The sequence below is a fragment of the Georgenia sp. Marseille-Q6866 genome, assembly GCF_965111665.1.
In genome coordinates this window covers 1-20,825 of the sequence record NZ_CBCOOR010000026.1, presented here as the reverse complement: position 1 = coordinate 20,825, position 20,825 = coordinate 1, and the positions used below count along the sequence as shown (strand labels likewise).

Here is a 20,825-nt window from a genome sequence, read left to right as displayed (position 1 = left end):
CCGGGCGGCGTGAGCGCCGCCCGGTGGACTCAGGCCCCGGTGCGCGAGTGGTCGCCGAGGCGGTGGTAGCCGCGGTCGACGTAGACGAGGGGAGCGGGGTCCTCGCGCTGGTGCGCCAGCCGGGCGCGCAGCGTGACGAGGAGGCTGTCACCGACCGGGATCCGGGTGTCGATCTCGGCCCGGATCCACGCGGCGGTGCCCCGGAGGACCGGTTCCCCGGTGGGCAGCGGGCACCAGGACACGCCCTCGAAGCGGTCGATGCCGCGCAGGGCGAACCGCGTGGCGACCTCCTCCTGGTCCGGGCCGAGGAAGTTGACGACGACGCTCCCCGCGGACTCCACCGCCGCACGGGAGGAGGACGTCGCGGCCAGCGAGAAGGCCAGCACGGGCGGCTCCGCCGACACCGAGATGACCGACGTGACGGTGAAGCCGACCGGGCGGCCCGCCGTGCGGAGCGTGATGACGGCGACGCCGCCGGGGTGGTGGCGGAACACGGACTTGAAGTCCTCGGGGCTGACCTCCGCCGGCCCGGTACCGAGCACCGGCCGGACGCGCTGGTCGACGCTCATGCCACACCGCCGCTCACGAGCGCGGACTCGGCGCGGGCGGAGACAGCCGCCGCCAGCCGCGGCCCCTCGGCGGCGAGCCAGGTGCCAACGACGCCGTCGAGGTCCGCGAGCTGCGCCTCGGTGAGCGCCAGCGCCCGTGTGGGGACCTGCGCCCCGAGCTCGACGAGCAGCGGCCGCAGGTGGACCTCGGCCGCCAGGAGGTGGGCCGGGTTGCCGGCCACCTGCACCGGCACGGCGACGACGCCGGCGAGCCCGTCGTTCCCGTAGAGGTCGAGGAAGGACTTGAGCAGGCCGGTGTAGGTGGCCTTGTAGGTGGGGGTCGCGACGACGAGCACGCCGGCGTGGGCCACGCGCTCCCGGGCCTGCGCCACCGCTGCCCCGGGCGCGAAGATCTCGCCGCTCAGCTCGCTGAGCTCGACGGTGTGCACGTCGGGCGACCCGATGAGCCCGGCCACGCGACACGCGACGTGGTCGGCCACTGTCCGGGTGCGCGACCCGGGAAGAGGATTACCGACGAGGGCGACGACAGAGGTCGTGCTGGCCATGCGTGCCTCCTGGAGGTCTCTCGGTCCGTCCGGCCGAGGTCGGCCGAAGGGTCCTGCGTGGGCGTCAACGTACTGAGCCGCGCGGCGCGGTCTCCGGGGCGGTCGGGGGGAATCTCGGGATCCGAGACCCGGGGGGCCGATGGCCGCCGACGTTCCCGGATGGCGAGATGCCCGGTGGCCACCGGCTCGCCCGCCCCCTCCGCCGTGGCACGGTTCGACGCGTCACCGGCCGCCGCACGCCGAGACGTCCACCGTTGGAGGCCCGCATGACCAGCACCCCGCACACCGGCCCGCTGCACCTCGCCGTCGCCCTCGACGGTGCCGGCTGGCACCCGGCCGCGAACCCGCCCGCCACGGACGGCGCGGTCCTCACCGCGCGCTACTGGCGCGAGCAGGTCCGGCTGGCCGAGGAGGCCGGCGCCGACCTCGTGACCCTCGACGACACCTTCGGGCCGCCCGCGGACGTCGCCGGCCGGCGCCGTCCCCGGCTCGACGCCCACGTCCTCGCGGCCTCGCTCGCCACGGTCACCAGCCGCATCGGGCTGGTCCCGACGATCACGACGACGCACACCGAGCCGTACCACGTGGCGATCCGGACGGCCACGCTCGACCACGCGAGCCGCGGCCGCAGCGGGTGGCAGCCCCGTGTCTCGCTCAGCCCCGCGGACGCCCGCCTCACCGGCCTGCGGGAGGCGCCCGACCTCACGGGCCTGGACCGTGCCGAGCTCGTCGCCTCGGCCGCCGTCCAGGAGGTCTTCGACGAGGCCGCGGCGGTCGTGGAGACCGTGCGGGACACGTGGGACAGCTGGGAGGACGACGCCGTCATCCGCGACGTCGCCACCGGCCGCTTCCTCGACGCCGACCGCCTGCACCGGGTGGAGGCGGAGCACCGCGGGTTCTCGGTCGCCGGCCCGTCCGTGGTCCCGCGGCCCCCGCAGGGCCAGCCGCCCGTCGTCGCGCTCGCGCACGCGACGGTGCCCTACCTGTTCGCGGCCCGGGCGGCGGACGTCGTCGTCGTCACGCCCTTCGACGTCGACCACGCGGCGCGGATCGTCGCCGAGGTGCGGCAGGCCGAGGCGGAGGCCGGCCGCAGCGGTGAGCCGCTGCGGATCCTCGCGGACCTCGTCGTCGTGCTCGGTGAGGACAGGCGTGCCGCCGTCACCCGGCTCGGTGAGCTCGAGGCGGCCGCGCCGGGCGGACGCGCGTCCGACGCCGACCTCCTCGCCGGCTCGGCGGGCGAGGTCGCCGACCACCTCGAGGCACTGCGCGCCGTCGGGGTCCAGGGCGTGCGGCTGCGTCCGGCGCAGAACGCCGTCGACCTCCCGCTCGTGCGCGACGCCCTCGTCCCCGAGCTCGTCCGTCGGGGCCTGCGCCTGCCCGACTACCGCGGCGAGACACTCCGCGAGCACCTCGGGCTCGACCGCCCGGCCAACCGCTTCCTCGACGGGCGCGCCCGGGCGGTCCGCGACCGCCTCGTGCAGCCCGCCCTCTGAAGACCCCTGGAGAGTCCCGTGCCCCTCGACGACACGACCCGCAAGCAGGTCCACCTCGGCGCCTACTTCCCGGGGGTCAACCACTACACGGTCTGGGCCGACCCGCGCTCCGGGTCGCAGATCGACATCGACTCCTTCCTCCACTACGTACGCACCGCCGAGCGTGGGCGCTTCGACTTCTTCTTCCAGGCCGAGGGGCTGCGCGTGCGCGAGCGCAAGGGCCGCTTCTACGAGAACGACGTCGCCGGACGCCCCGACATCCTCACGCTCCAGGCCGCCCTCTCCGGGGCGACGACGCACCTCGGGCTGCTCGCCACGATCAACGCGACCTTCAACGAGCCCTACGAGCTGGCCCGCAAGCTCGCGAGCCTCGACCACCTCTCCGAGGGACGCGCCGGGTGGAACGTCGTCACGACGTCCGACGCCTTCCACGGCGCCAACTTCCGCCGCGGGGGCTACCTGCCGCGCGAGGAGCGCTACGAGCGTGCCGCCGAGGTCCTCGCCGCGGCGGGCGGGCTGTGGGACAGCTGGACCGGCGGCGGCAGCGGCGAGTTCGCCCACCACGGCCGGCACGTCGACATCGAGGGGGTCTTTCCCGTCCCGACCTCCCCGCAGCGCCACCCGGTGCTCTTCCAGGCCGGTGACTCGGGGGAGGGCCGGGACTTCGCGGTCCGTAACGCCGACGCCGTCTTCACCTTCTGGCGCGGGCTCGAGGGTGGGCGGGCGTTCGTCGCGGACCTGGCCGCCCGGGCCACACGGGCCGGGCGCGACCCCGAGACGCTGCGGGTGCTGCCCGGGCTGACGGTCGTCCTCGGGGACACCGAGGCCGAGGCACTGGACAACGCCCGCGAAGTGACCCGTGCCCAGGTGACGCCGGCGACGGCGCTCGTGCTCCTCGAGCAGACGTGGCAGCGGGACCTCAACGGCTTCGACCCGGACGGTCCGCCCCCGGCGCCGCAGGACGCGCCCGAGGTGGAGAACCTCGTCGCGGGGCGCACCATCCAGAGCGCCGACCTCCAGCGCCGTGCTCAGGAGTGGTACGCCGAGGCGGTCGAGCGCGGGCTGAGCATCCGGGAGCTCGTCATCGCCAAGAGCGGTCAGCAGGCCACGGCCGGCACGCCGCAGCAGGTCGCGGACCGGATCGACGAGGCGGTCCAGACCGGCGCGAGCGACGGCTTCATCATCAGCCCGACGATCGTGCCCCACGGCCTGGACGAGTTCGTCGACCGGGTCGTCCCGCTCCTCCAGGAGCGCGGCTCGCTGCGCACCGAGTACCCGGAGGGCGCGACGTTCCGCGAGCTGCTGGGACTACCGGAGCGGGCGCCGTTCGCGCAGCCCGGGGTCGCCCGTTTCTCCGCCGCCGACTCCGTCCCCACCGACGCGGAGCGTCGGGCCGGCTGACCGGTCGCCGCCACCCGCACCGCACCGACCACCTGGATGTGACCCCATGACCGACGCCCCCACCCGCGCCGTCCCGCTGTCCGTGCTCGACCTCGCCCCCGTGGTCAGCGGGGGGAGCGGTGCCGAGGCCCTGGCCGACTCCCTCGACCTGGCCGGGGAGCTCGACCGGCTCGGCTACCACCGGGTCTGGTTCGCCGAGCACCACCTCACTCCCGGCGTCGCCTCGGCGGCGCCTGCCGTGCTCGCGGCGCTCGTCGCCGAGCGCACCCGGCGCATCCGCGTCGGGTCCGGGGCCGTCGTGCTGTCCCACACCAGCCCGCTCGTCGCGCTCGAGCAGTTCGCCACCATCGCGAGGATCCACCCCGGCAGGGTGGACCTCGGGCTGGGCCGTGCCGCGATCGCCACCGCGCAGCGGCAGGCCGCGTCCGCCGGGAGCCCGACGCCGAGCACCCCCGCGGCAGCGCCACGCACCGACGAGGTGGTCGACGGCGTCGTCATCCCCGCGCCCCCGCCCTTCACCCTCACCGACCCGGCGGTCCGCGAGGTCCTCGCCGCCCGGGGCCGGGTGGTCGGGACGCGGGCCGACATCCCGTCCTTCGCCGAGGAGGTGCGCCTCGTGCTCGACCTGCTCGCCGGCGAGCACGTCACCTCGGACGGCCGCTGCTACGCGAGCCCGCTGACCACCGGCGCCGACCTCGAGGTCTGGCCGCTGGCGTCCTCGGGCGGGGAGAGCGCGACCGTCGCCGGGGAGCTCGGGCTGCCGCTGGCCGCGAACTACCACGTGAGCCCGGCGACCATCAGGCAGACCGTGGAGTCCTACCGGCGGGCGTTCCGGCTCGGCGTGCTGAGCGAGCCCTACGTCGCCGTCTCGGCCGACGTCGTCGTCGCGCCCACCGAGGAGGAGGCTCGGCGGCTCACCGCCGGCTACCCCCACTTCGTCCGCACCGTGCGCAACCTCAGCGGCGCCGAGCCGTACCGCAGCCCCGAGGAGGCGGCGGGCGTCGCCCTGAGCGAGGAGGAGGAGGCGCTGGTCCACGACCGGCTCGTCACCCAGATCGTCGGCGCACCGGCCCAGGTCGCCGCCCGGCTGCGCGCCCTGGCCCGCGTCACCGGTGCCGACGAGCTCATCGTCACGACGATCACCCACCGCCACGCCGACCGCGTGCGCTCCTACCGCCTGCTCGCGCAGGAGTGGGGGCTGGACGCCGCTCCCGCCGAGACCGCCGCCCTCACCGCCGTCAGCTGACCCGCCCCACCACACGAGAGAGAGACCCGCACATGACCGAGAGCATCACCGAGGACCAGGCCCGCGCGCTCGCCCCGCTGGTCACCGCCGAGCAGGCCGTCGCGAGGGTCGCCGCCGGCGCCGTGCTCGTCGACGTGCGCAGCGACGCCGGGCGCACGCAGGACGGCGCAGCGCCGGCTGCCCGGGTCGTGGCCAAGGACGCGATCGCGCAGGACGGGGCCGCCGCGCTGGACGGCGTGCCCAAGGACGCCGAGATCGTCCTGTTCTGCGGGTCCGTCCACGGGTCCGGCCCCACCGCGCAGGCCCTGTTCCAGCAGGGCTTCACGAACGTCGTCCACGTCGACGGCGGCTACCCCGCGCTCCGGGGTGCGGGCATCGGGGACTGAGCGCCCCGCCCGGCACACGGCACAGCCCCCGTCACGGTGACGGGGGCTGTGCGCTGTGCCGACGTGCGGTGGGCTCCTCAGCGGCCGGCGCCGACGAGGGCGACGTTCGCCGCCTCGCCGTCGGCGGTGCGGCCGGACCCGGTGAGCGACCGCTCGGTGACCGCGGGTCCCTCGTTCCACACGCGCGAGGGGATCTCGCGGCGCAGCACGGGTGCCACCTCGGTGAAGAAGAGCTCGAGGCTGTCCTTCTGCTGCGCCTCGCTCACCCCGACCCCGTCGATGCCGATCGACAGCACCTCGTGGCCGAAGGCCTCGTGGTAGCGGTGCAGCTTGTCCAGGACCTGCTGCGGCGAGCCGACGAGGGCCGGACCACGCTCGAGCATGTCGTCGAGGTCGGTGAACGGCGTCTTGTTGTGCTTCGCCGCCGGCGTCTGGAGGAAGGCCTCGTAGAAGGGGCGGTAGGTCTCCACCGCCTCCTGCGTGGTCCGCGCGACGTACAGCCCGCCCGCGCCCGCGCCCACCAGGGCGGAGGCGCCCGGCCCGTGGCCGTGGTGCTCGTAGCGCTCGCGGTAGTGGTCCACGAGCCGGCCGTACGTCTCCAGCGGGTGGAAGCCGTTGGCGGAGAACAGGGGGTCGCCCCACCGGGCGGCGAGCTCGGTGGACTCCGTGGAGCTGGCACTGCCGTGCCAGACCCTGATGCTCTCCTGGTAGGGCCGCGGCAGCGACGTCGCCTCGACGAGGTCGGGCCGGTAGCGGCCCGACCAGGTGACCGACTCCTCGGTCCACAGCCGGCGGAGCAGCTCGTAGTTCTCCCGGTTGCGCTCCCACTGGTCGCTGAGGTCGTAGCCGAAGAGCTCGTTCTGGTGCGGGTCGTTGCCCTTGCCGATGACGAGCTCCACGCGCCCCTCGGACAGGTGGTCGACGGTCGCGTAGTCCTCCGCCACCCGCAGGGGGTCGAGCAGCGGCAGGACGGCCACCGTGGTGAGCAGCCGGACCCGGGAGGTCCGGGCCGCGATGTGGGAGAGGACGACGGCGGGGGCCGAGGAGAGGAAGGGACGGGTGTGCCGCTCCCCGATCCCGACGGCGTCGAAGCCCACCTGCTCGGCGAACTCGGCCCACGCGACGGTCTGCCGGAGCTTCTCGTGGTCGGGGGTGGGCGTCCCGGTGAGCGGGTTGGGGGCGTTGAGGATGAGGTCGGCGGCGAGGAACTTCATCAGCTGTCCTTCCACACGTTGTACAGGCTCCAGATGGTGCCCAGGGCCGGGTCGGTCGTGAGGCCGTGGACGGCCGCGCGGGCCGCCCACGTGTCCTGCGGGTTGTAGATCGGCAGCGACAGCGCCTGGTCGGTGATGTGGTGCTGGATCTGGGAGTACAGCGCCTCCTGCTCCTCGGCGTCCGCGGTCGCCGACACCTCCGCGACGAGGGCGTCGAGCTCGGCGTCGGCGTAGTTGCCGTAGGGGATGACCCCACCGGAGGCGTAGAGGTAGGACAGGGAGATGCTCGGCTCGGCGGTGGCGTAGGAGTTCTCGAAGTACTGGTGCCCGTTGTCGAGCAGCACGTTCTGTGCGGTGCCCGCGTCCGCCACCTCGAAGCGCAGGTCGATGCCGACGCTGTCCTTGACCTGGGCGCTGACCGCCTGGCCCAGCAGCTCGCGGCTCTCCCGGATGTACGGGGCGCTCGCGACGGTCGTCACGGTGAGCCGCTCACCGTCCTTGACCCGGTAGCCCTCGGCGTCCCGCTCGCCCCACCCGGCCTCGTCGAGGAGCGCGTTGGCGGCGTCCGGGTCGTAGGGCGGGCGGGCGGCGCTCTCGTCGTGGAAGGCGCTGGCCGAGGAGACGCCGGTTGTGGCCGGCTGGGCGGTGCCCTGGTAGATGCTCGCGACGAGCGTGTCGACGTCGACGGCCTGGATGAACGCGCGGCGCACGTCGATGTCGTCGAAGGGCGGCTGGGAGACGTTGAGGTAGTAGGTGTACGGCGCGCCGTTGTTGAGGATCCGGCCGGAGGTGAAGGCGTCGTCGTCCTCGAACAGGGCGGTGTCCACGGGCGGGACGCCCTCGATGACGTCCACCTGCTCCGAGCTGAGCGCGCCGGTCCGTGTCGCTGCCTCGGGGAGGAAGCGGAAGGTCACGGCGTCGAGGTAGGCGGCGCCGTCGTGCGTGGCGAGCTGCTCCGGTGCCCAGTCGTAGTCCGTGAAGCGCTCGAGCTCGAGGTCCTGGCCGCGCGTGTACTCGGCGAGGGAGAACGGCCCGGTCCCGGCCAGCTCGGGGCCGCCGGCCTGCAGCGAGTCGGTCTCGAAGGACGCCGGTGAGAGCGGGGCCGAGCCGACGCCCGCGAGGAGGTCCAGGAGGTGGGTGTCGCGCTGGGCGAGGGAGAGGACCACCGTGTGCTCGTCCGGCGTCTCGATGCCCTCGAGGTTGCGCAGCAGGAAGGAGCCGGTGGGGGAGTACTCGGGGTCCTGCAGGTGCTCGAAGTTGGTGACGACGGCGGCCGCGTCCAGCGGGGTGCCGTCGTGGAAGGTGACGTCCTCGCGCAGGTGCAGCGTGATCGACGGTGCCTCGGGGTCCAGCTCGAAGGACTCGGCCAGCCACGGGTGGTAGCTGCCGTCCTCGGCCTTGAAGAGGTAGGAGTCGAAGACGTTGCGCAGGATGATCTTCGCCTTGTGGGAGCCCTCGACGTGCGGGTTGAGCGAGAGCGGCTCACTGCCGACGGCGAAGGTGAGGGCACCGCCGGGGACGGGCTCGCCGGTCGCGGACCCGGCAGCAGGGGCCGCCGCGCTGCCGGCACCCCCGCACGCGGTGGCGAGGGAGAGGAGGCCGACCGCGAGGGCGGCCCCCACGGCGCTGCGTCGGCGCGGGCGCGGGACGGAAGGACGGGGGACAAGAGTCATCGGTTGACCACCAGATCGGGAAGGGCTGCCAGGAGGGCAGCGGTGTACGGGTGCTGCGGGTCGTGGAACACGCGGTCGACGTCGCCGTCCTCGACGACCCGGCCGTCACGCATGACGGCCACCCGGTCGGCGAGGTGGTGGACGACCCCGAGGTCGTGGGAGATGAGGACGAGCGAGGTGCCGAGCTCGGCCTGGAGCTCGGCGAGCAGGTCGAGGACCTGCGCCTGCACCGAGACGTCCAGCGCGGAGACCGGCTCGTCGGCGACGAGCACGCTGGGCTCCGGCGCCAGGGCGCGGGCGATGGCCACGCGCTGGCGCTGCCCGCCGGACAGCTCCCGGGGGTGGCGGGCCGCCGCCGTGCCCGGCAGCCCGACCTGGTCGAGCAGCTCGGTGACGCGCCGGGCCCGGGCCGCACGCGGCACCCGCAGGGTGCGCAGCGGCTCGGCCACCACCTCACCCACGGTGTAGCGCGGGTCGAAGGACCCGAGGGGGTCCTGCGCGACGAGCTGGAGGTCCAGGCGCCGCCGGGCCGCGGAGCCGCCCTCGGCGGCGGGCGCCGGACGGGCGGTCACCGTCCCGGAGTCCGCCGGGAGCAGCCCGAGGAGGATCCGGGCGAGCGTCGACTTGCCCGAGCCGGACTCCCCGACGATCCCCAGCGTCTCGCCCCGGTGGAGGTGGACGCTGACGTCGTCGACGGCGGTGCGCCGCCCCCCGCCCGGGAGCGGGAAGTGCTTGGTCACGTGGCCGGCGCGGAGCAGCTCGGTCCCGGTGTCGACGCGGCGGGTGGGGAGCGGGGCGCGGTCGAGCGCTCCGCCGTCGTCGTGCTCGGTGATGCTCAGCCGGCGGCCACGGGAGGACGCCGACGGGACGGCTGCGACGAGCCGCCGCGTGTACGGGTGCTGCGGCGCGCGGAGGAGCTCGCGGGTGGGCCCGGCCTCGACGACCTCGCCGTGGCGCATGACGAGCACGCGGTCGGCGATCGAGGACACGACGGCGAGGTCGTGGGAGATGAGGAGCAGCGCGGTGCCGGCCTCGCGGCGGGTGGCGAGCACCTGGAGCACCTGCGCCTGGACCGTGACGTCCAGGGCGGTCGTGGGCTCGTCGGCGACGAGGAGGTCGGGGGCCGCCGTGAGCGCCGAGGCGATGAGCGCGCGCTGGCGCAGGCCGCCGGAGAGCTCGTGCGGGTGCTGCCGGGCCCGGACCTCGGCGTCGGGGATGCCGACGGCGGTGAGCGACTCGACGACGCGCCCCGGGATGTCCCGGCGTGCCGCCAGGCGGTGGGCGCGGAGCACCTCGCCGACCTCGCGGCCCACCGTGCGCAGCGGGTCCAGGGAGACGAGCGCGTCCTGGAGGACGAGGCCCACCCGGCGGCCCCGCAGCGACTGCCAGCGGCGCTCGGAGAGGTGGCGGACGTCCTCGCCCGCCACCTCCAGGCGGGCGGCCCGCAGCGCGGCCCGGTGCCCGGCCAGGCCGACGAGCGCCCGCGCGGTCACCGACTTCCCGGAACCGGACTCGCCGACGATGGCCAGCACCTCGCCGCGGCGGACCTCGAAGCTGACCCCGCGCACCGCGTGGACGTCGCCGGTGTCGGTGGGGAAGGTGACGTGCAGGTCCTCGACCCGCGCGACGACGTCGCCGGCCGCCGGGTCGGTGACCGTGGGACGGGTGTCGGTGGCGGTCATGCCGCCCTCCTCTCGAGGACGGCCTGGAGGCGGCGGCCGAGGACGGTGGCGGCGATGACGGTCGAGGTGAGCGCGAGGCCCGGCAGGATGCCGCCCCACCACGCGACCCGGAGGTAGTCGCGGTTCTCGGCGAGCATCGAGCCCCACTCGGGGGTCGGGGCCTGCGGGCCGAGGCCGAGGAAGCTGAGGCCGGCCGCGCCGATGATCGCCGTGCCGAGGCCGATCGTCGCGAGCACCGGCACGGTGCCCAGCGCGTTGGGCAGGACGTGGCGCAGCACGAGCCGTGCGCGGCTCAGCCCGAAGGTCCGCGCCTGCTCGACGTAGCCCTGGCCCTCGACGACGAACACCTGGGCCCGCACGACGCGGGCGTAGCGCGGCACGCCCGCCACCGCCAGGGCGAGGACGAGGTTGCCGATGCCCGGGCCGGTGAAGGCGATGAGGACGAGCGCCAGGAGGATCTCGGGGAACGAGGCCAGCACGTCCAGCGCCCGGGTGAGGACCGTGTCGGCGACCCGGCCGGCGACGCCGGCGAGCAGCCCGACGGTGACGCCGACGACAAGCGCCAGTGCGGTGGCCGCCACCCCGATGAGCAGGGAGTAGCGCGCGCCGTGGACGATGCGGGAGAAGATGTCGCGGCCGAGGGAGTCGGTGCCGGCGAGGTGGTCGGCGCCCGGCGGCTGGAAGGCCGCGAGCGGGTCGGTCGCCGTCGGGTCGGTGCCCGTGAGCAGCCCGGGGGCGAGCGCCGCGACCGCCGCGAGGCCGAGGACCGCGACGGAGACCCAGCCGCTCACGCCGAGGCGGGACCGGCGCCGTCGCGGGCGCGGTGTCGTGGCCGGCGCCGCGGGCACGGTGGCGGCCGCGCCGAGCGGGACGGTGGGGCTGGCGGGGCGAGCGGTCGTGGTCGTCATGAGGCCTCCCGACGGGTGGTGCCGGCCCGCAGCCGCGGGTCGACGACGAGGTAGAGCAGGTCGACGATCGTCGAGACGACGACGTACACGAGGGCTGACAGCAGGCCGACCCCGAGGACGACGGGCAGGTCCTTGCCGTACACGGCGTCGACGGTGAGGTCGCCCAGGCCCGGGCGGCCGAAGACCTGCTCGATGATCACGGTGCCGCCCAGCAGGCCGCCGACGACAGTGCCGGCGAGCGTCATGCTCGGGAGCAGGCCGTGGCGCAGCGCGTGGCGGGAGCGGACGGCTGCGGGGCTCAGCCCCCGTGCCCGAGCGGTGACGGCGAAGGGCTCCTCGAGCGCCCGGTCGATGCCCTCACGCAGCACCTGGGTGAGGATCGCCGCGATCGGCAGCGCGAGGGCGAGTGCCGGCAGGACGAGGGAGCGCCAGCCGTCGTCACCGGCCACGGGGAAGAGCCGCAGCTGGAAGGAGAAGACCGCCAGCGCGACGATACCCAGCCAGAACGGCGGCACCGAGACGAGGACGAGCTCGACGACGCCGGCGGCCCGGCCGGCGATCCGTCCGCGACCGGCGGTGAGGGTCCCGACGATCCCGGCGAGGAGCACCGCGGCCGTGGCGGCCGTGGCCGTGAGCGCCACGGTCGGCCCGGCCTGGGCGGCGATGAGGTCGGTGACCGGGGCATGCAGCTGGTAGGAGGTGCCGAGGTCGCCCCGGAGCACCCCGCCGACGTAGTCGAGGTACTGGACGACGACGGGGCGGTCGAGCCCCCACTGTGCCGCCGTCTCCGCGCGCAGCTGCGGGTCCTCGCGCAGGTCGCCGAGGATGATGTCGAGGGTGTTGCCGGGGGAGGCGTGCACGGCGAGGAAGGTGACCGTCACGGCGGCCCACAGCACGAGCAGGGCAGTGGCCAGGCGGCGGGCTGCCGCGAGGGCGAGGCTGCCGGCGGCCGCGCCGCGGCGGGCCCGCGCCGTGGCCGTGACGTCACCGCCGAGGTCGGCGGGTGGACGGACGGGCTGGGTGAGTGCCAAGGGAGCTCCTGGGCGAGGCGTGCGCGGGGCACGCGGCGGACACGGGTCGGCAGCCCGGACCTCCTCGTCCACGTGAGGACGACGGGTCTCGGGGAACCGGGGCGGCCGAGGGGCCGGAAGGACGACGGACGTCAGCGGGTCGCGGTCAGCGACAACAGCACATGCCCGCGACGGGCATGGCGGGGCCGAGCCCGGCGGCGCGGGCGGTGGTGCAGGCAGTGCGCTGAGCGTCCATGAGTGGTCTCCTTCCTCGCCGCGGCGAGGTGGTGTCGTGGGAGCAGGTGTAGTGGGCACCGGTGGCGCCGGTCGCCCCCGCACGGGCGTCGTCTCACCGACTGGGACGAGAACCGGTCTGGTCTCGGGGACAGGACGGTGCGCGGCCGGGGGCGCCCGTCGTCGCGGCCGGCGGACGGCCACCGGCACGGGGCGCGGGGTCGGCTAGCCTCTGGCGGGTGAACACCGACGGCGACCTCCACCTCGTCCTGTCCCTCTCGTGCCCGGACCGGCCCGGCATCGTCAGTGCCGTGGCCGGCCTGCTGGCCGAGCACGGCGGGAACATCACCGAGTCCCAGCAGTTCGGCGACCCCTCGACCGGACTCTTCTTCATGCGCGTGCAGGTCCAGACCGGCGCGCCGCGCGAGGAGCTCGAGACGGCGCTCGCCGAGCTCGCCGGGGCCTTCGACATGACGTGGCACCTCGACGTCGTCGGTCGTCCGTTGCGCACCCTCGTCCTCGTGTCCAAGGCAGCGCACTGCCTCGCCGACCTCGCCTACCGCCAGCGCAACGACCGGCTGCCCATCGACGTCGTCGGCGTCGTCTCCAACCACACGGTCCTCGAGGACCTCGCCCGGTTCTACGACTACGACTTCCACCACGTGCCGGTCACCGCGGACACCAAGGCGCAGGCCGAGGCGCGGCTGCTCGAGCTCGTCGAGGAGCGGGACGTCGAGCTCGTCGTCCTCGCGCGGTACATGCAGGTGCTCTCCGACGACCTGTGCCGCCGCCTGGAGGGGCGGGTCATCAACATCCACCACTCCTTCCTGCCGAGCTTCAAGGGCGCCCGCCCCTACGCCCAGGCCCACGCCCGTGGCGTCAAGCTCATCGGCGCCACCGCGCACTACGTCACGGCGGACCTCGACGAGGGCCCGATCATCGAGCAGGACGTCGAGCGGGTGGACCACGGCGACGACGAGCGCGAGATGGTCGCCCTGGGCGAGGACGTCGAGCGGCGGGTGCTCGCCCGCGCCGTGCGCTGGCACGCCGAGCACCGCGTCCTGCGTGACGGCGCCCGCACCGTCATCTTCCGGTAGCCCGCGCCGCCACCCACCCGCCCGCCCCCTCCCCGCCGAGAGCTGGATTGCGCCCGGCGCCTGCCCGCAACCGCTGGGCGCAATCCGGCTGTCGCGAGGTGTCCCCCGCCCCCTGCGCCGACAGCCGGATTGCTCCAGGTGCACGACGGTCACCGCCTGGCGCAAGCCGGCTGTCGGCGGAGGGGGCTGGAGTGGGGATCGCGGGGTGGACGTGTACGCCGGGGGCGGCGGACGGTGCAAGGATGGCGGCATGGACGACGTTCGCATCGATGTGGTCGACGACGACGCCGCCGGCGAGCTGCTGACGGTTCGGCGCGCGGCCTTCGTCACCGAGGCCCAGCTCTACGGCGACCCCAGCATCCCTGCCCTCACACAGACCCTCGAGGAGCTGCGCGCGGACCTGCAGCGCCCGGAGGTCGTCACCCTCGGGGCGTGGATCGGCACCCGGCTCGTCGGCTCGATCCGTGTCGAGCTCGAGGGCGAGCGGGCCAACCTCGGGCGCCTCGCCGTCGTCCCCGACCTCCAGGGCCAGGGCCTGGGCACGCAGCTGCTCATGTCGGTCCTCGAGTACCTGCCCGAGCAGACCAAGGAGGTCTGGGTCTTCACCGGCCAGGACTCCAAGCAGAACCTGTCGATGTACGCCAAGCACGGGTACGAGCACCAGTACGACCAGCACACCGGTGACCTCACCTACGCCTACCTGCGCCGCATCCTCGGCGAGGAGGAGCCGGCCGAGCCCCAGGGCTGAGCCGGAGCGGGTAGAGTCTGTCCCTGTCGCGACTGGCGCCAGAGGTGGATCACCACCGGGGAGCGACGAACCACGCAGACCTCAGGTCGCCCGCCTGGGCCGAGGGTCACCGGCAACGCGCGCTCCGGCGCGCACCCAGTGAGACATGCGGAGGAACGATGAGCCAGCCCACCGACACGCGCCCGGTCGCCGACCAGGCCCTCGCCGAGCTCGACCCCGAGATCGCCGCCGTCCTCGACGGCGAGCTCACCCGACAGCGCGAGACGCTGGAGATGATCGCCAGCGAGAACTTCGTCCCGCGCGCCGTCCTGCAGGCGCAGGGCTCGGTGCTGACGAACAAGTACGCCGAGGGCTACCCCGGCAAGCGCTACTACGGCGGCTGCGAGCAGGTCGACATCGCGGAGAATCTCGCGATCGAGCGCGCGAAGTCGCTGTTCGGCGCCGCGTACGCCAACGTCCAGCCCCACTCCGGTGCCACCGCCAACGCCGCGGTGCTCCACGCCATCGCCCGCCCGGGGGACAAGGTCCTGGGTCTGTCCCTGCCGCACGGTGGCCACCTCACCCACGGCATGAAGATCAACTTCTCCGGCCGTCTCTACGACATCGCCGCCTACGGCGTCGACGAGCAGACCCACCGCATCGACATGGACCAGGTGCGTGAGCAGGCCCTCGCCGAGCGCCCCAAGGTCATCATCGCCGGCTGGTCCGCCTACCCCCGCCACCTCGACTTCGCCGCCTTCCGGGCGATCGCGGACGAGGTCGGTGCCTACCTGTGGACCGACATGGCCCACTTCGCCGGGCTCGTCGCCGCCGGCCTGCACCCCAACCCGGTGCCCGACTCCGACGTCGTCTCCACGACCATCCACAAGACCCTCGGCGGCCCCCGCTCGGGCATGATCCTGTCCCGCGACGCCGAGGAGCTGGGCAAGAAGCTCAACTCCGCGGTCTTCCCGGGCCAGCAGGGCGGCCCGCTCATGCACGTCATCGCCGCCAAGGCCGTGGCGCTCAAGGTCGCCGCCGGCGAGGAGTTCGCCGACCGTCAGCGCCGCACCCTCGAGGGTGCGCGGATCATCGCCGAGCGCCTCATGGCCCCGGCCGTCGCCGAGGCCGGCGTCTCCGTCGTCACCGGCGGCACCGACGTCCACCTCGTCCTCGTCGACCTGCGCAACTCCACCCTCGACGGCCAGCAGGCGGAGGACCTCCTCCACGCCGCCGGGATCACCGTCAACCGCAACGCCGTGCCCTTCGACCCGCGTCCCCCGCGCGTCACGTCCGGCCTGCGCATCGGCACGCCCGCCCTGGCCACCCGCGGCTTCGGCGCCGCGGAGTTCACCGAGGTCGCCGACATCATCGCCACCACCCTCACCGAGGGCACGGCGGCGGACGTCAGCGCCCTGCACGCCCGCGTCACGGCGCTGACCGACGCGTTCCCGCTGTACGAGGGCCTCCAGCAGTGACCGCACGCATCCTGGACGGCAAGGCCACCGCGGCGCAGATCAAGTCCGAGCTCGCCACCCGCGTCGCCGCCCTGCGCGAGCGCGGCATCGTGCCCGGGCTGGGCACGGTGCTCGTGGGCGAGGACCCGGGCTCGCGCAGCTACGTCGCGGGCAAGCACCGCGACTGCGCCGAGATCGGCATCGAGTCGATCCGCGTCGACCTGCCGGCCACGGCCACGCAGGAGGAGATCCTGGAGGCGGTGGACCGGCTCAACGCCGACCCTGCCTGCACCGGCTACATCGTCCAGCTCCCGCTGCCCGCGGGCGTGGACACCAACGCCGTCCTCGAGCGCATCGACCCCGACAAGGACGCCGACGGCCTGCACCCGACGAACCTCGGCCGTCTCGTCCTGCGCGTCAAGGAGCCGGTCACCAGCCCGCTGCCGTGCACCCCACGCGGCGTCATCGAGCTGCTCGACCGCTACGACGTCGACCTCGAGGGCGCGCACGTCGTCGTCGTCGGCCGCGGGACCACGGTGGGGCGCAGCATCGGCCTGCTCCTCACCCGCCGCGACGTCAACGCGACCGTCACCCTCACCCACACCGGCACCCGCGACCTCGCCGCGCACGTGCGCCAGGCCGACGTCGTCGTCGCGGCCGCCGGGGTGCCGGGGATCGTCACGGCGGACATGGTCCGTCCGGGCGCGGCGGTGCTCGACGTCGGCGTCAGCCGCGTCGAGGACCCCGAGACCGGCAAGGCCCGCCTGCGCGGGGACGTCGCCGACGGCGTCGCCGACGTCGCCGGGTGGCTCTCGCCCAACCCGGGCGGGGTCGGCCCGATGACCCGCGCCATGCTGCTCGCCAACGTCGTGGACGCAGCAGAGCAGGGCTGAGTTGGCGCACCGGCGCCCAGGGCGTCTCGTCTGGGCGTTCGTCGCCGTCATGCTGCTGGCCGCGTGCCTGCGCGCACCGGTGACCTCGGTCGGCCCGCTCCTCGAGCGGGTCGGCGAGGACACCGGGCTCGGCGCCACGGCCCTGGGGCTCCTCGGCTCGCTGCCGGTCATCGGCTTCGGCGTCGGTTCGGCGCTCGTCCACCGGCCGGCGATGCGGTTCGGCCTCGAGCGGGTCCTCGCGTTCGCGCTCGTGGCCCTGGCGGGTGCCGTGGTCCTGCGCTCCGTGCCCGTCGTGGGCGCGCTGTGGGTGGGCACCGCCGTCATCGGCATCGCCTCGGCCGCTGGCAACGTGCTCGCCCCCGCGGTGATCAAGCGCGACCACCCCGGGCGGATCGCGTTCGTCACGGCCTGCTTCACCGCGGTCATGACGACGACGGCGGCGACGGCGTCCGGCCTCGCCGTGCCCGTCTCGGACGCGTGGGGCGGCGGGTGGCGGCTGCCGCTGGGAGCGCTCGCCGTCGTCGTCCTGCCCGTCGCGCTCCTCTGGGTCGTCCGGGCGGTGCGCACGCCGCGGCCGGCGGAGGAGCACGCACCGGCCGGGCTGCCCGCCGCCGGGACACGCTCGGTGACGATGTGGCGCACCCCGAGCGCCTGGGTGGTCAGTGCGTTCATGGGGCTGCAGTCCGCGTCGTTCTTCACCCTGTCCACCTGGCTGCCCACGGTGGAGACCTCCCTCGGCGTGGACCCGCGCGCCGCCGGGTGGCACCTGTTCGTCCTCCAGCTCGTCGGGATGCTCGCTGGGCTGCTCGTCGCCACGCTCATGCGTGGCCGCACCGACCTGCGACCGCTCGGCGTCGTCATCAGCCTGTGCATCGTCGTGGCGATGGGCGGGCTGCTGCTGGCGCCGCAGGCCGCCGTCGCCTGGGTCGGGCTCGCCGCCGTGGGGACGGGCAGCTCCCTCGTGCTCGCGCTGAGCCTCCTCGGACTGCGCACGGCCCACTCCGGGCACACCGCCCAGCTCTCCTCGATGGCGCAGACCATCGGGTACGCGATCGCCGCGTCCGGGCCGCTGCTCGCCGGCTGGGTGGGGGGCACCTTCTCCTGGAGCCTCGTGCTCGTCGTCGTCGCCGGCTTCGGGGTGGCGCAGCTCGTCGTCGTGCTCGGGGCGGCGCGCCCAGGGCTGATCCTGGGCCGCTGAGGGCCGCGCGAACCACCCGCCAGTCATCCTTCTCGACGATGCCCCGGGCGCGGGGGCCCCCGTAGCATCCACGGACGGTCCCTACAGCACGGAGGACAACGATGTCGCACCACGCGAGACGGCCGCTCCGGCCGGCCACCCTCATCCTGCCGCTGACCGCGGCGCTCGTCGTCGGCGGCGTCCCCGCCCACGGCATCCCCCAAAAACATGAAAGGGAGGCGACCGCCACCGGCTACGACGGCGCGGTCGCCTCGCTCGACCCCTACGCCTCGGCCGCCGGCCTGGAGGTGCTGCGCGCGGGGGGTAACGCCGTCGACGCCGCTGTCGCCGCCTCCGCCGCGCTCGGCGTCACCCGCCCCTACGACGGCAGCATCGGGGGCGGCGGCTTCTTCGTCCTCTACTCCGCCGACACGGAGGAGGTCACGACGATCGACTCGCGCGAGGAGGCGTGGGCGGCGATGGAGCCCGACGTCTTCCTCGAGGACGGTGAGCCCATCCCCTTCGGCGAGCGGCGCGTCTCGGGCCTGTCCCAGGGCGTGCCCGGCGTGGTCGCCGGGTGGGACGTCGCGCTCACGGAGTACGGGACGATGCCGCTGGCGGAGGTGCTGGCGCCGGCAGTGGAGCTCGCCGAGGACGGCTTCGTCGCCGACTCCCAGTACGAGTCGCGGACCGAGGACAACCTCGAGATCTTCCAGGACTTCACCTCGAGCAGCGAGACCTTCCTCGTCGACGGCGAGGCGCCCGCGGAGGGCACCGTCATCACCAACGAGGAACTTGCCGACACCTACCGCCTCCTCGGTGAGGAGGGCGCCGACGTCTTCTACGAGGGCGAGATCGCCGAGGCGATCGTCGCGACGAACACCAACCCGCCGCTGGCCGACGGCGCCGAGCGCCCGGTCCGGCCCGGGGAGATGACCCTGGCGGACCTCGCCGGCTACGAGGCGCTCGAGCAGGAGCCCACGATGGTGGACTACCGCGGCCTGGAGGTCTACGGGATGGCGCCGCCCTCGAGCGGCGGCTCGACGGTGGGTGAGGCCCTCAACATCCTCGAGGGCTTCGACCTCGCCGACATGGCCGAGGAGGAGGTCCTCCACCTCATGGCCGAGAGCTCGTCCCTGGCCTTCGCCGACCGCAACGCCTACGTCGGTGACGAGGCCTTCCTCGACGTCCCGCTCACCGGCCTCCTGTCCCAGGGCTTCGCCGACGAGCGGCGCGAGCTCGTCGGCCCCGAGGCGCAGGCCCGGCCCGTCCCGGCCGGGGACCCGTGGCCCTACGACGACGGCGAGGGCGCGGCCGCGTCCGCCGGGTCGGCGGAGGGGCACGGCTCGACGACGCACCTCACGGTCGCCGACAAGTGGGGCAACGTCGTGAGCTACACCTTCACGATCGAGCAGATCGGCGGTAGCGGGATCGCCGTGCCCGGGTACGGCTTCCTCCTCAACAACCAGCTCACCGACTTCGAGCCGGACCCCGAGCACCCCGCCAACGCGCCGGAGGGCGGCAAGCGGCCGCGCAGCAGCATGGCGCCGACGATCGTGCTCGACGACGGCGCCCCGGTCGCCGCCTTCGGCTCACCCGGCGGGTCCACCATCATCACGACGGTGCTCCAGGTGGCGATCAACCACCTCGACCTGGGCATGTCGCTGCCCGAGGCCATCGCCGCTCCCCGGCTGTCCAGCCGTAACGGCCCCGCCAGCGAGGCGGAGGCCGCGATCGCGGGCACCGCGCTCGGTGAGGCCCTCCGCGCCCGCGGCCACACGGTCACCGAGGTGGGCACGCTCGGCAACGTCACTGGGATCGCCTTCCTTCCCGACGGCCGGCTGCAGGCAGCCGCCGAGCCGGAGCGCTCGGGTGGTGGCAGCGCCATGGTCGTGCGGCCCGGGGACGTCCCCCCGCCCACGGCGTCCCCGCAGTTCCACCTGAGCAACGACTGGCGCGGCACCACGGACGAGGTCTTCCGCTACGGCCGCACCGGGGACGAGGTCCTCATCGGCGACTGGGACGGCGACGGCGTCGACACGATCGCGGTGCGCCGCGGCAACGTCGTCCACGTGTCCGGCGGCCACCGCGGCGGTGACGCGGCCCGGACCTTCACCTACGGACGCCCGGGTGACACGCTGCTCGTCGGTGACTGGGACGGCGACGGCCGCGACACGCTCGCCGTGCGCCGCGGCGCGGACTACCACGTGAAGAACCGGCTGACCGGAGGCGACGCCGACCGCGTCGTCCGTTACGGCCGCGAGGACGACACGGTCCTCGTCGGTGACTGGGACGCCGACGGGACGGACACCTTCACGGTGCGCCGCGACGCGACCTACCACGTGAAGAACTCCCTGCGGGGCGGGGACGCCGACACGGTCTTCACCTACGGCCGCGCCGGTGACATCACCCTCGCGGGCGACTGGGACGGCAACGGCACCGACACGCTGGCCATCCAGCGCGGGCGCGTCTTCCACGTCAACAACTCGCTGCGTGGCGGGGACGCCGACCGTGTCCTCACCTTCGGCCGCGAGGGCGACGAGGTGTACGTGGGGGACTGGGACGGCAACGGGACCGACACCCTGGGCGTGCGCCGCCCGTAGGACGGGCCGGCGGGACCCGCAACGGCGGGTCCCGCCGGTTTCGGCCATGTCACCGCCCGAGGCGAGAATGGCCGGATGCTGAGAATCGCCACCGTCAACGTCAACGGGATCCGCGCCGCCGTCCGCAAGGGCATGGACACGTGGCTCGCCGACCGCTCGCCCGACCTGCTCCTCCTCCAGGAGGTCCGCGCCCCCGACGACGTCGTCCACGACCTCCTCGGGGAAGGCTGGCACGTGGCCCACCAGGCCTGCGACATCAAGGGCCGGGCCGGTGTGGCCGTCGCGTCGCGGCTGCCGGCGACGGCGGTGCGGGTGGGCCTGGGCGACGACGAGCCGCCCGTCGACACCGGCCGCTGGGTGGAGATGGACGTCGAGCTGCCGGGCAGCGACCGTCCGCTCACCCTGGTGTCCGTCTACGTCCACTCGGGGACGGCGAGCGAGCCGGAGCGGATGGCCGCGAAGTACGCGCACCTGGACAAGGTGACCGCCCGGCTCACCACGCTCTCGGAG

At 74.5% G+C, this 20,825-nt stretch carries 18 protein-coding genes and 1 riboswitch; of the genes, 11 read left to right on the top strand and 7 right to left on the bottom strand.

The features are described 5' to 3' along the window. Window positions 1-29: 29 nt before the first annotated feature. Window positions 30-569: a flavin reductase family protein gene (locus ACWPXV_RS16080; RefSeq protein WP_454086160.1), complete on the bottom strand. Its 540-nt coding sequence runs from the start codon at window positions 567-569 to the stop codon at window positions 30-32. After that, window positions 566-1,114 carry an NADPH-dependent FMN reductase gene (locus tag ACWPXV_RS16075; RefSeq protein WP_454086159.1) on the bottom strand — a complete coding sequence of 183 codons (549 nt, stop codon included), beginning with the start codon at window positions 1,112-1,114 and terminating at the stop codon, window positions 566-568. Before ACWPXV_RS16075 ends, ACWPXV_RS16080 begins: the two co-directional genes overlap by 4 nt. Before the next feature lie 266 nt (window positions 1,115-1,380). Here ACWPXV_RS16075 and ACWPXV_RS16070 point away from each other — a divergent pair, with 266 nt between their 5' ends. The 4 genes from ACWPXV_RS16070 to ACWPXV_RS16055 are packed head-to-tail and all read left to right on the top strand — an operon-like array spanning window position 1,381 to window position 5,640. Further along, entirely contained in the window at window positions 1,381-2,607 is a 1,227-nt protein-coding gene (locus ACWPXV_RS16070) for an LLM class flavin-dependent oxidoreductase (RefSeq protein WP_454086158.1), read from the top strand. An 18-nt stretch (window positions 2,608-2,625) separates the two neighbouring features. Continuing rightward, window positions 2,626-4,008 (top strand): NtaA/DmoA family FMN-dependent monooxygenase, encoded by a 1,383-nt coding sequence (locus ACWPXV_RS16065; RefSeq protein WP_454086157.1) that lies wholly within the window; start codon window positions 2,626-2,628, stop codon window positions 4,006-4,008. Between the two features lie 46 nt (window positions 4,009-4,054). Further along, on the top strand, window positions 4,055-5,254 hold the full coding sequence (locus ACWPXV_RS16060; RefSeq protein WP_454086156.1) for an LLM class flavin-dependent oxidoreductase: 1,200 nt from the start codon (window positions 4,055-4,057) through the stop codon (window positions 5,252-5,254). Window positions 5,255-5,286: 32 nt separating this feature from the next. Next, window positions 5,287-5,640 (top strand): rhodanese-like domain-containing protein, encoded by a 354-nt coding sequence (locus tag ACWPXV_RS16055; protein WP_454086155.1) that lies wholly within the window; start codon window positions 5,287-5,289, stop codon window positions 5,638-5,640. Window positions 5,641-5,717: 77 nt separating this feature from the next. On the opposite strand, the gene ACWPXV_RS16050 is transcribed toward ACWPXV_RS16055, so the two are convergent. Genes ACWPXV_RS16050 through ACWPXV_RS16030 form a run of 5 tightly spaced genes read right to left on the bottom strand, consistent with a single transcriptional unit; the run spans window position 5,718 to window position 12,148 of the window. Continuing rightward, window positions 5,718-6,854 carry an LLM class flavin-dependent oxidoreductase gene (locus ACWPXV_RS16050; protein ID WP_454086154.1) on the bottom strand — a complete coding sequence of 379 codons (1,137 nt, stop codon included), beginning with the start codon at window positions 6,852-6,854 and terminating at the stop codon, window positions 5,718-5,720. Further along, complete coding sequence (locus ACWPXV_RS16045; RefSeq protein ID WP_454086153.1) at window positions 6,854-8,527, bottom strand: ABC transporter substrate-binding protein; 1,674 nt, start codon at window positions 8,525-8,527, stop codon at window positions 6,854-6,856. The genes ACWPXV_RS16050 and ACWPXV_RS16045 overlap by 1 nt, the downstream gene beginning before the upstream one ends. Continuing rightward, window positions 8,524-10,209, bottom strand: a complete 1,686-nt coding sequence (locus tag ACWPXV_RS16040; RefSeq protein ID WP_454086152.1) for a dipeptide ABC transporter ATP-binding protein — start codon at window positions 10,207-10,209, stop codon at window positions 8,524-8,526. The genes ACWPXV_RS16045 and ACWPXV_RS16040 overlap by 4 nt, the downstream gene beginning before the upstream one ends. Continuing rightward, complete coding sequence (locus tag ACWPXV_RS16035; protein WP_454086151.1) at window positions 10,206-11,117, bottom strand: ABC transporter permease; 912 nt, start codon at window positions 11,115-11,117, stop codon at window positions 10,206-10,208. Before ACWPXV_RS16035 ends, ACWPXV_RS16040 begins: the two co-directional genes overlap by 4 nt. Next, the gene (locus tag ACWPXV_RS16030) at window positions 11,114-12,148 is read right to left on the bottom strand and encodes an ABC transporter permease (protein WP_454086150.1); all 1,035 of its coding nucleotides are present in this window, start codon (window positions 12,146-12,148) and stop codon (window positions 11,114-11,116) included. The genes ACWPXV_RS16035 and ACWPXV_RS16030 overlap by 4 nt, the downstream gene beginning before the upstream one ends. A gap of 452 nt (window positions 12,149-12,600) precedes the next feature. Between ACWPXV_RS16030 and purU the strand changes: the two genes are divergently transcribed. The 7 genes from purU to ACWPXV_RS15995 all read left to right on the top strand — a co-directional run. Next, window positions 12,601-13,458 (top strand): formyltetrahydrofolate deformylase, encoded by an 858-nt coding sequence (gene purU / locus ACWPXV_RS16025; protein WP_454086149.1) that lies wholly within the window; start codon window positions 12,601-12,603, stop codon window positions 13,456-13,458. A 250-nt stretch (window positions 13,459-13,708) separates the two neighbouring features. After that, window positions 13,709-14,206: a GNAT family N-acetyltransferase gene (locus ACWPXV_RS16020; protein WP_251838615.1), complete on the top strand. Its 498-nt coding sequence runs from the start codon at window positions 13,709-13,711 to the stop codon at window positions 14,204-14,206. Between the two features lie 18 nt (window positions 14,207-14,224). Then, window positions 14,225-14,313: riboswitch (ZMP/ZTP riboswitch) on the top strand. 51 nt (window positions 14,314-14,364) lie between these two features. After that, window positions 14,365-15,663, top strand: coding sequence for a serine hydroxymethyltransferase (glyA, locus tag ACWPXV_RS16015; RefSeq protein WP_454086148.1), 1,299 nt, complete (start codon window positions 14,365-14,367; stop codon window positions 15,661-15,663). Continuing rightward, on the top strand, window positions 15,660-16,535 hold the full coding sequence (locus ACWPXV_RS16010; RefSeq protein ID WP_454086147.1) for a bifunctional methylenetetrahydrofolate dehydrogenase/methenyltetrahydrofolate cyclohydrolase: 876 nt from the start codon (window positions 15,660-15,662) through the stop codon (window positions 16,533-16,535). Before glyA ends, ACWPXV_RS16010 begins: the two co-directional genes overlap by 4 nt. Window position 16,536: 1 nt before the next feature. Further along, a complete protein-coding gene (locus ACWPXV_RS16005) occupies window positions 16,537-17,733 on the top strand; it encodes an MFS transporter (protein ID WP_454086146.1) in 1,197 nt (398 codons plus the stop codon). 101 nt (window positions 17,734-17,834) lie between these two features. Next, window positions 17,835-20,315 carry a gamma-glutamyltransferase gene (gene ggt, locus ACWPXV_RS16000; protein ID WP_454086145.1) on the top strand — a complete coding sequence of 827 codons (2,481 nt, stop codon included), beginning with the start codon at window positions 17,835-17,837 and terminating at the stop codon, window positions 20,313-20,315. 75 nt (window positions 20,316-20,390) lie between these two features. Then, window positions 20,391-20,825, top strand: a 435-nt coding sequence (locus ACWPXV_RS15995) for an endonuclease/exonuclease/phosphatase family protein (protein ID WP_454086144.1), incomplete at its 3' end; no start/stop codon positions are given.